We start from the raw sequence: 9,866 nt of genomic DNA, 5'->3' as shown, positions 1-9,866 counted from the left end.
TACTGGCCCGCCCTGCGCGACGGGCAGATCCAGCCGGGCTATGCCGGCATCCGGCCGAAGATCGTGGCGAAGGGCGCGCCGGCGCAGGATTTTGTCGTGCAGGGGGAAGCCGTGCATGGCGTCCCGGGGCTGGTCAACCTGTTCGGCATCGAGTCGCCAGGCCTCACGAGCTGCCTGGCCATCGCGGACCACGCGGTGGCGTTGACCTGATCAGCTGTCGGCCAGGGCCTGGATCGCGCGCGCCGATTCCCAGACCAGTGAAGGGCCGTGGTAGATCAGGCCGGTGTAGATCTGCACCAGGTTCGCACCCGACTGGATCTTGCTCACCGCGTCGTCCGCGCTCATGACGCCGCCGACGCCCACGATGGGAAAGCTCTTGCCCAGGCAGGCGCGCAGCTGGCGGATCACGCGGTTGCTGGCCTGCAGCACGGGTGCGCCGGAGAGGCCCCCGGCTTCCTGGGCGTGCGGCAGGCCTGCAACGGCCTCGCGGCTGAGGGTGGTGTTGGTCGCGATCACGCCGAAGGCGCTGGTCGATACGCCATCGCTGTCTGCGCCATAGCGCATCAACGTGGTGGCGATGATTTCGACCTGTGTTTCGTCCAGGTCGGGCGCGATTTTCACGAACACGGGAATGCGGCGGCCGTGGCGCTGCGCGAGCAGTTCGCGCCGTTCCGCGACGGCACCGAGCAGGGCGTCCAGCGCCTCGTCGCTTTGCAGGCTGCGCAGGTTCTGGGTGTTGGGGCTGGAGATGTTGACGGTGACGTAGTCGGCGTGGGGATAGACGCCGTCGAGGCAGGTGAGGTAGTCGTCGATCGCGCGCTCGATCGGCGTGCTGGCGTTCTTGCCGATGTTCAGTCCCAGCAGCATGGGGCTCACGCCTTTGTGCTGGCGAAACCGCGCCTGCTTCACATGGGCGATGAATGCGTCCAGCCCTTCGTTGTTGAATCCCAGGCGGTTGATCAGGGCCTGGGCCTTGGGCAGGCGGAACATGCGGGGCTTGGGGTTGCCCGGCTGCGCTTTGGGCGTCACGGTGCCCACTTCGACGAAACCGAAACCCATGGCGGCCAGACCGTCGATGCAGCGCGCGTTCTTGTCCAGCCCGGCGGCCAGTCCCACGCGGTTGGGGAATTGCAGCCCTGCCAGGGTGTACGGGTCGTGCACCCGCGGTTCGCCATAGAGGCAGGTGAGCGGCGAATGCTGCAGTCGGGCGATGGAGCCCAGGGTCAGTTCGTGGGCGGCCTCGGGGTCCAGACCGAACAGGAAGGGGCGTGCGACAGCGTAGGGGAGAAGCGACATTGGATAATCCGGCTTGTTGTTCCAACCGATTGTCTCAAATGACCCAAGACGAACTCAAAGCCCTGGTGGGCCAGGCTGCCCTGCAATACGTCACCCCAGGCGACATCGTGGGGGTCGGTACCGGCTCGACCGTCAACAAGTTCATCGACGCGCTGGCCGGCATGAAGGAGCAGATTGCGGGGGCGGTGTCGAGCTCGGAAGCGTCTACCGCACGCCTGAAGGCGCTGGGCATCCCGGTCTTCGAGGCCAATGCCGTGGGCGAGCTCTCGGTCTACATCGATGGCGCGGACGAGATCGACGGACAGGGCCACATGGTCAAGGGCGGAGGCGCGGCCCTCACGCGCGAGAAGATCGTCGCCGCGCAGTCGCGCCGCTTTGTCTGCATCGCCGACGATTCCAAGCTGGTCAAGGTGCTCGGGCGCTTTCCGCTGCCGGTGGAGGTGATTCCGATGGCGACGGCGCGGTTGGTGCGCCAGTTTGCGCAGATGGGGGCCACGGCTCAGGTGCGGATGAAGGATGGCGCGCCGCTGGTGACGGACAACGGCCAGCACATCCTGGACGTGACGGGCCTGCAGATCACCGACCCGCTGGCGTTCGAGAGCCAGGTCAACCAATGGCCGGGTGTGGTGACGGTGGGGGTGTTCGCCCACCAGAAGGCCAGTGTGTGCCTGCTGGGCACGCCCGATGGGGTGAAGACGCTGACGTTCTGAGGCGCAGGGCCGGTGCAGGCCGGCCTGTGATCAGAAGCGGATGCCGGCGGGGTTCTGCGCGGGCGGGCTCACCGGCACCTCGGCCGGGGCGGGGGCCTGCGTGGGCTGAGACCGGCCGCTGGCGGTCGCCGCAGCACCTTCGGCGGGCCGCACGGCCACCAGCGGCGAGGCCGCTGGGCGCCGGTAGCTGGCGGGCAGGGTGGACTGCTTGGGGTAGCCGGCGGCATCGAGGAACTGCGTCCATTCGGTGTCCGAATAGCCCTTGATCTGCTGGCTGCCGATGGTGAGGAAGGGCAGGGAGGTTTCCCCGCTCAGGCGTTTGAGCGCTTCGCTGTCCTGGGGGGTCTCGATCGTCTTCTCGCTGTAGGGAATGCCGCGCGCATTGAGCAGGTTGCGACCGCTGTTGCAGGGGGCACAGTCCCGGCCGGTGTAGAGCGTGACGGGGTAGCGGCTGCTGACCTGGCGAAGTTCGTAGGGCAGCTGGGTGCTGGCACCGGCGGAAGCGCCAGACGACGCGCCGCCCAGCGGGCGCGCCGGGGCGGTGGCGGGCGGGGGCTGGTCGGAGTAGGTGACCTTGCCGTCCGGACCCACGATGCGATAGACGCCCTGCGCGAGCACCGGGGCGGCGAGCAGGCTGGCCAGCAGGGCCAGGGCGGACAGTCGGGATCGGCGGTGAAGGACGTTCATGGCGGTTCCTATCGGCGGGCCACAGCGCAAATCAAGCCATGCCCTGGTGGCGCAGCAGGGCGTCGATGCTCGGCTCGCGGCCCCGGAAGGCTTTGAACGATTCCATGGCCGGGCGGCTGCCTCCGGCTTCCAGGATCGCCTGACGATAGCGGCGCCCCGTGGCGACGTCCAGCGTGCTGTGGCCATTTTGCTGCGCCGCTTCCTCGAAGGCGGCGTAGGCGTCGGCCGACAGCACCTCGGCCCACTTGTAGCTGTAGTAGCCCGCAGAGTAGCCGCCGGCGAAGATGTGGCTGAAGGTGTGGGGCGTGCGGCTGTAAGGCGGCGGTTGCAGCACGGCCACTTCGTCGCGCACTTGTTGCTGAAGCGCCAGGATCGCCGCGCCACTGGCCGCGGGCTCGGGCAGGCTGTGCAGCAGCATGTCGAACAGCGAGAACTCGACCTGGCGCAGCGTCTGCAGGCCGCTCTGGTAGTTTTTGGCGGCCAGCATCTTGTCGAACAGCGCGCGCGGCAGGGGCTCGCCCGTGTCGACATGGGCCGTCATGTGCTTGAGCACGTCCCATTCCCAGCAGAAGTTCTCCATGAACTGGCTGGGCAGTTCGACCGCGTCCCACTCCACGCCGCTGATGCCGGAGACATCGCGTTCGTTCACTTGCGTGAGCATGTGGTGCAGGCCGTGACCGAACTCGTGGAACAGGGTGATGACGTCGTCGTGGGTGAGCAGCGCAGGCTTGCCGTTCACCCCTTCGGCGAAGTTGCACACCAGGTGTGCCACCGGCGTTTGCAGCGCGCCGGTGTCGGGCCGCAACCAGCGGGCGCGCACGTCGTCCATCCAGGCGCCACCACGCTTGCCGGTGCGCGCGGCGGGGTCCAGGTAGAACTGGCCCACCAGCTCGGTGCCCTGGGGCCCCGAGCGCTCGATGCGGTAGAACGCCACGCCGGGGTTCCACACCGGCGCCTGGTCGGGGCGGATCGCCACTTCGAACAGGGTCTCGACGATCTGGAACAGACCAGCCAGGACCTTGGGCGCGGTGAAATAGGGTTTGACTTCCTGCTCGCTGAAGGCGTAGCGCGCTTCCTTGAGCTTCTCGCCGATGTAGGGCCAGTCCCAGGCCTGGGGATCGCTCAGCCCCAGTTCGGCGGCCGCGAATTCGCGCAGGTCGGCCAGGTCTTTCTCGGCATGCGGCCGCGCCTTGGCGGCGAGGTCGCGCAGGAAGGCGATCACCTGTTCGGGCGATTCGGCCATCTTGGGCACCAGCGACACGTCGGCGTAGTGGCGGTAGCCCAGCAGGCGGGCTTCTTCACGGCGCAGGGCGAGCAGCTCGCCCATGATCGCGGTGTTGTCGAACTTGGCGGCCTCGCCCTCGGCCTGGTCGCTGGCGCGGGTGGCGTAGGCGCGGTAGAGCTTCTCGCGCAGCGGGCTGCTGTGGGCGAACTGCATCACCGGCAGGTAGCACGGCATTTTCAGCGTGAGTTTGTGGCCCGTCTTGCCCTCGGCCTGGGCCGCCGCCGCCGTGGCCTGGAGGACGTCGTCGGGGACGCCGGCCATCTCCTCGGGTGTGGCGATCAACGAAAAGGCGTCGGTGGCGTCCAGGGCGTTTTCGCTGAACTTCTGCGCCAGTTCGGCCTGGCGCTCCTGCAGCCAGGCAAAGCGGGCCTTGGCCTCGCCTTCCAGCGCCGCGCCGCCCAGCACGAAACCGCGCATGGCGTTGTGGTGGGCCTGGGCCTGTTCGGCGTTGAGCGACGCCGGGTCCATGGCCTTGTACTTGGCGTAGAGCCGCTCGTCCGCACCCAGCCGGGTCCAGAACTCGGTGACCTTGGGCAGCGCTTCGTTGTAGGCCGCGCGCAGCTCGGGGGTGTCGGCCACGCTGTTGAGGTGGCTCACCGCGCCCCAGGCGCGCGACAGGCGCTCGGCAGGCACGTCCAGGGTGAGGGAGATGCGGGCCCAGTCGTTGGGGAATCCGGGTGCCGTGACCTCTTCCAGCGCGGTGCTCGCGGCCTGCAGCAGCAGGTCCATGGCGGGCCCCACCGCCGCTGGCGAGATGGCATCGAAGCGAGGCAGGTCGCTGAAGTCGAGCAGCGGGTTGAGGGTGGCTGGGGCGGTTCGGTCGTTCATGCGTTCTCAGATGTGGCGGTATGAGGGAAGTTCAAGGCGCAGCCCTGCACGAACGGAGAGCCGCAGGCTATCGCGGCTATTGGGATTGCGCGCTCTTCTTGACGCTCTTTTTCATGACCTTGGCGCGCTTGACCTGTCCGCCCGGCGTGAGGCGCTGGTTGCCCAGCACGCGCACCACCTTGACCTCGGGCCGCTGGCCGCCGCGCTTGCTGAATTTCAGCACCTTGACGTCGCGCGGGCCCGGCTTGCGGTCCTCGTCGACGGTTTTTTCCTTCTCCGGCATGGGGCGCCAGAGCACCAGCAGCTTGCCGATGTGCTGGATGGGCGCGGCATCGAGCTCGTCGGCCAGGGTCTGGAGCATGGCTTCGCGGGCGGCACGGTCGTCGTTGAGCACCCGGATCTTGATCAGGCCGTGGGCCTTGAGCGCGGCGTCGGCCTCTTTCTTCACCGAGGCGCTCAGGCCGTCGCCGCCGATGTGGACGACGGGATCGAGGTGGTGGGCCTCGGCTCGGTGGACTTTGCGCTGGGCGGGGGTGAGTGTGATCTGGGGCATGGGACAATTATCGTTTACACAGACCCCGGGCGTCCCTTATGGGCATGAAAGTCAAAACACAGAGCAAGAAGGTCAACAAGGCCTGGCTCAACCAGCACGTCAACGACCCCTACGTGCGCCTGGCGCAGAAGGATGGTTACCGTGCGAGGGCGGCCTACAAGCTCCAGGAAATCGATGAAACGCTGGGGCTGGTTCGACCCGGGCAGGCGGTCGTCGATCTGGGCTCCACGCCCGGTGCGTGGAGCCAGTACCTGCGCCGTCGGCTCAGCCCGAACGGGGCGGCCGTGGGTGAATTGCACGGAACCATTGTCGCGCTGGACATGCTGCCCATGGAGGCGGTGGAGGGCGTGCACTTCATCCAGGGCGATTTCCGCGAGGCGGCGGTGCTCGCCGAGCTGGAGCAGGCCCTGGTGGACCGCGGCGTGCAGCAGGTCGATCTGGTGGTGTCGGACATGGCGCCGAACCTCTCGGGCATCGGCATGACCGATGCGGCCCGGATCTCCGATCTGGTCGAACTCGCGGTGGATTTTGCCGTTCATCACCTCAAACCAGACGGCGCGCTGGTGGTCAAGCTGTTCCACGGAGGGGCCTACGACCCCATGGTGGCGCTCTTTCGCGAGACCTTTCGCACGGTCAAGGCGGTCAAACCCAAGGCATCCCGGGACAAATCCTCGGAAACCTTCCTGGTGGGACTGGGTCTCAAAAGGTCTGGTTGAGGGCTTTGCGCCCCGGCACCATTGAAAAAAGCCAACCCTTTGATTGACATTGCCACGTCATGCCCCAGGGGCATGAGGGCTTGAAAGTCCTAGAATGGGAAACATATGAGCTTGTCAGTCACTATCGTCTCCAGGAGCTGCACTTGAACAACCAGTGGTTTTCGAAAATCGCCGTGTGGATGGTTATCGCCATGGTGCTTTTCACCGTCTTCAAGCAGTTCGATACGCGCTCCGCGGCGGGTTCGGGTTACATGGGGTATTCCGAGTTCCTCGACGAGGTCAAGGCCCAACGCATCAAGAGCGCGACCATCCAGGAAGGCCAGGGCGGTACCGAGATCGTGGCGGTCACGCAGGATGACCGTCGCGTGCGCACCACCGCGACCTACCTCGACCGGGGTCTGGTGGGCGACCTGATCAACAACAACGTCAAGTTCGATGTGCGCCCGCGCGAAGAGAGCTCGCTGCTCATGACGCTGCTGGTGAGTTGGGGCCCGATGCTGCTGCTGATCGGCGTCTGGATCTACTTCATGCGACAGATGCAGGGCGGCGGCAAGGGCGGGGCATTCAGCTTCGGCAAGAGCAAGGCCCGCATGCTCGATGAGAACAACAACACCGTGACCTTCGCCGACGTGGCGGGCTGCGATGAGGCCAAGGAAGAGGTCAAGGAGGTCGTGGACTTCCTCAAGGACCCGGCCAAGTTCCAGAAGCTCGGTGGGCGCATTCCGCGCGGCCTGCTGCTGGTGGGCCCCCCAGGCACGGGCAAGACGTTGCTGGCCAAGGGCATCGCCGGTGAGGCCAAGGTGCCGTTCTTCAGCATCTCGGGTTCGGACTTCGTGGAAATGTTTGTCGGCGTGGGCGCGGCCCGCGTGCGCGACATGTTCGAGAACGCCAAGAAGAATGCGCCTTGCATCATCTTCATCGACGAAATCGACGCCGTGGGCCGCCAGCGTGGCGCAGGCCTGGGTGGCGGCAACGACGAGCGCGAGCAGACCCTCAACCAGATGCTGGTGGAGATGGACGGCTTCGAGACCAACCTGGGCGTGATCGTGGTCGCCGCGACCAACCGGCCGGATATCCTGGACGCCGCGTTGCTGCGCCCGGGCCGTTTTGACCGCCAGGTCTATGTCACGCTGCCCGACATCCGTGGCCGCGAGCAGATTCTGAACGTGCACATGCGCAAGGTGCCGCTGGGTACCGATGTGAACGCCAGCGTGATTGCGCGCGGCACGCCGGGCATGAGCGGTGCCGATCTGGCCAACCTGTGCAACGAAGCCGCCCTGATGGCCGCGCGCCGCAATGCGCGCGTGGTGGAGATGCAGGATTTCGAGAAGGCCAAGGACAAGATCTTCATGGGCCCCGAGCGCAAGAGCATGGTGATGCCCGAGGAAGAGCGCCGCAACACGGCGTACCACGAGTCGGGCCACGCGCTCATCGGCAAGCTGCTGCCCAAGTGCGATCCGGTGCACAAGGTCACCATCATCCCGCGCGGCCGCGCGCTGGGCGTGACCATGAGCCTGCCTGCACAGGACCGCTACAGCTACGACAAGGACTACATGCTGAACCAGATCAGCATGCTGTTTGGTGGCCGCATCGCCGAAGAAGTGTTCATGAACCAGATGACCACGGGCGCTTCCAACGACTTCGAGCGCGCGACCACCATCGCCCGCGACATGGTGATGCGCTACGGCATGACCGACGCGCTGGGCCCCATGGTCTATGCCGAGAACGAGGGTGAAGTGTTCCTGGGCCGCTCGGTGACCAAGACCACCAACATGAGCGAGTCCACGATGCAGAAGGTGGATGCCGAGGTGCGCCGCATCATCGACGCCCAGTACAAGCTGGCGCGCGACCTGATTGAGCAGCACAGCGACAAGATGCATGCCATGGCCACCGCGCTGCTGGAGTGGGAAACCATCGATTCGGACCAGATCGACGACATCATGGCCGGCAAGCCCCCGCGCCCGCCCAAGGACTGGACGCCGCGCAATCCGTCGGTGGGTGGCGGTGGTGGCAGCGGTGGCACCCCCGCGGTGAGCACCGATCCCACGCCCTCGGCCGCCTGATCGGCGCGGGCTCTTCACGCACACACGGGGCTTCGGCCCCGTTGTCGTTTCTACCGTTTTTACTTTTCTCCATGCGCTGGCAAACCTCCCGCTTCGATATCGACCTCACCAGCCCGCGTGTCATGGGCATCGTCAACGTTACACCGGACTCGTTCTCGGATGGCGGGCAGCATGCCAGCACGGCCGCTGCGCTGGGGCATTGCGAGCAGTTGCTCAAGGAGGGCGCTCACATGCTGGACATCGGTGGTGAATCGACTCGCCCGGGCAGCCCCGCCGTGCCGCTGGACGAGGAGCTGGCGCGCGTGCTGCCGGTGGTTCGGGCGGCGGTGCGTCTGGGCGTGCCGATCTCGGTGGACACCTACAAGCCCGAGGTGATGCGCGCCGTGCTCGATGCCGGGGCCGACATCGTCAATGACATCTGGGCCCTGCGGCGCGGCGATGCGCTGCAGGCCGTGGCGGCGCACCCGCGATGCGGGGTGTGTCTGATGCACATGCACCGCGATCCCCAGACCATGCAGGTGGCTCCCATGGAGGGTGACGTGTTGCCCGAGGTGCTCGACTTCCTGGCCCGACAAGCTGGCGCGCTGGTGTCGAAAGGCGTGGAGCGGGAGCGCATCGTGCTGGACCCCGGCATCGGCTTTGGCAAGACCGTGGCGCAAAACCTGAGCCTGCTCGCGCGGCAGGCCGAGCTGCTTCCCCTGGGTTTCGCCCTTCTGGCTGGCTGGTCGCGCAAGTCCACGCTGGGTGCGGTCACGGGCCACGAGCGGCCCGCCGACCGCGCGGCGGCCAGTGTGGCGGCGGCCTTGCTGGCGGTGGAGCGCGGTGCGCGTGTGGTGCGTGTGCACGATGTGCGTGACACGGTCGACGCATTGAAGGTCTGGCAGGCGTTGCAAACCGGCTGACCGTCAGGCCCGCCCACGATAATGGCGGGATCGCACAACAAGAGAGAGGACAGGAGCAACATGGCCCGCAAATACTTTGGCACCGACGGCATCCGAGGCACCGTGGGCCAGGCCCCCATCACCCCTGACTTCGTTTTGCGCCTGGCGCACGCCGTGGGGCGTGTGCTGCGGCGCACGGAGGCGCACCCGACGGTGCTGATTGGCAAGGACACGCGCATTTCCGGCTACATGCTGGAATCCGCGCTTGAGTCGGGTTTCAACTCGGCGGGGGTGGACGTCGTGTTGCTCGGCCCGGTGCCGACGCCGGCGGTGGCCTATCTCACGCGGGCGCAGCGCGCCAGCCTGGGGGTGGTGATCTCGGCCAGTCACAACCCGTTTGCCGACAACGGCATCAAGTTTTTCAGCGCACTGGGGGCCAAGCTGCCGGACGACTGGGAGCTCGCGGTGGAAGCCGCGCTGGAGGAGCCCCCCGTGTGGGTGGAGTCGGCGATGCTGGGCAAGTCGCGCCGGCTCGATGACGCGGCCGGCCGCTACATCGAGTTCTGCAAGAGCACCTGCGCCCACCATCTCACGCTCAAGGGCCTCAAGATCGTGGTGGATGGCGCCAATGGGGCGGCCTACCAAATCGCACCCGCCGTGTTTCACGAGCTGGGTGCCGAGGTCATCAAGATCGGCTGTTCGCCCGACGGGCTCAACATCAACCACCACGTGGGCGCGACCCACCCGCAGGCCTTGCTGGAGGCCGTGAAGGCGCACGGTGCCGACTACGGCATCGCGCTCGATGGCGATGCCGATCGCGTCATCCTGGTGGACGAGCGTGGCCACA

8 protein-coding genes and 2 pseudogenes are annotated in these 9,866 nt (G+C 66.7%); 6 read left to right on the top strand and 4 right to left on the bottom strand.

Annotation, left to right across the window (positions count from 1 at the left end):
• A pseudogene (locus KIT86_RS22735) lies at positions 1–210 on the top strand (FAD-dependent oxidoreductase); the annotation flags it as partial.
• Here the strand turns inward: KIT86_RS22735 and KIT86_RS22730 are convergent.
• On the bottom strand, positions 211–1,296 hold the full coding sequence (locus KIT86_RS22730; RefSeq protein ID WP_297402634.1) for a quinone-dependent dihydroorotate dehydrogenase: 1,086 nt from the start codon (positions 1,294–1,296) through the stop codon (positions 211–213).
• A gap of 38 nt (positions 1,297–1,334) precedes the next feature.
• Here KIT86_RS22730 and rpiA point away from each other — a divergent pair, with 38 nt between their 5' ends.
• Entirely contained in the window at positions 1,335–2,006 is a 672-nt protein-coding gene (gene rpiA / locus KIT86_RS22725) for a ribose-5-phosphate isomerase RpiA (protein WP_297402632.1), read from the top strand.
• Between the two features lie 30 nt (positions 2,007–2,036).
• Here rpiA and KIT86_RS22720 read toward each other — a convergent pair whose 3' ends face one another.
• The 3 genes from KIT86_RS22720 to KIT86_RS22710 all read right to left on the bottom strand — a co-directional run bounded on the left by KIT86_RS22720 (position 2,037) and on the right by KIT86_RS22710 (position 5,359).
• The gene (locus KIT86_RS22720) at positions 2,037–2,693 is read right to left on the bottom strand and encodes a DUF4124 domain-containing protein (protein WP_297402630.1); all 657 of its coding nucleotides are present in this window, start codon (positions 2,691–2,693) and stop codon (positions 2,037–2,039) included.
• A gap of 31 nt (positions 2,694–2,724) precedes the next feature.
• Positions 2,725–4,806, bottom strand: coding sequence for a M3 family metallopeptidase (locus tag KIT86_RS22715; protein WP_297402628.1), 2,082 nt, complete (start codon positions 4,804–4,806; stop codon positions 2,725–2,727).
• Between the two features lie 76 nt (positions 4,807–4,882).
• A complete protein-coding gene (locus KIT86_RS22710; protein ID WP_297402626.1) occupies positions 4,883–5,359 on the bottom strand; it encodes a YhbY family RNA-binding protein in 477 nt (158 codons plus the stop codon).
• A gap of 44 nt (positions 5,360–5,403) precedes the next feature.
• On the opposite strand from KIT86_RS22710, the gene KIT86_RS22705 reads away from it, so the two are divergent.
• From KIT86_RS22705 to glmM, 4 genes and pseudogenes are all read left to right on the top strand, one after another.
• Entirely contained in the window at positions 5,404–6,075 is a 672-nt protein-coding gene (locus tag KIT86_RS22705) for an RlmE family RNA methyltransferase (protein WP_297402624.1), read from the top strand.
• Positions 6,076–6,218: 143 nt separating this feature from the next.
• Positions 6,219–8,138, top strand: a complete 1,920-nt coding sequence (gene ftsH / locus KIT86_RS22700; RefSeq protein WP_297402622.1) for an ATP-dependent zinc metalloprotease FtsH — start codon at positions 6,219–6,221, stop codon at positions 8,136–8,138.
• Positions 8,139–8,209: 71 nt separating this feature from the next.
• Positions 8,210–9,040, top strand: coding sequence for a dihydropteroate synthase (gene folP, locus KIT86_RS22695; RefSeq protein ID WP_297402620.1), 831 nt, complete (start codon positions 8,210–8,212; stop codon positions 9,038–9,040).
• 60 nt (positions 9,041–9,100) lie between these two features.
• Positions 9,101–9,866: pseudogene (gene glmM, locus KIT86_RS22690) on the top strand (phosphoglucosamine mutase); the annotation flags it as partial.

This window comes from Hydrogenophaga sp. (assembly GCF_026125825.1).
Lineage (GTDB): Bacteria > Pseudomonadota > Gammaproteobacteria > Burkholderiales > Burkholderiaceae_C > Hydrogenophaga.
This window is presented reverse-complemented; position numbering and strand designations above follow the sequence as displayed.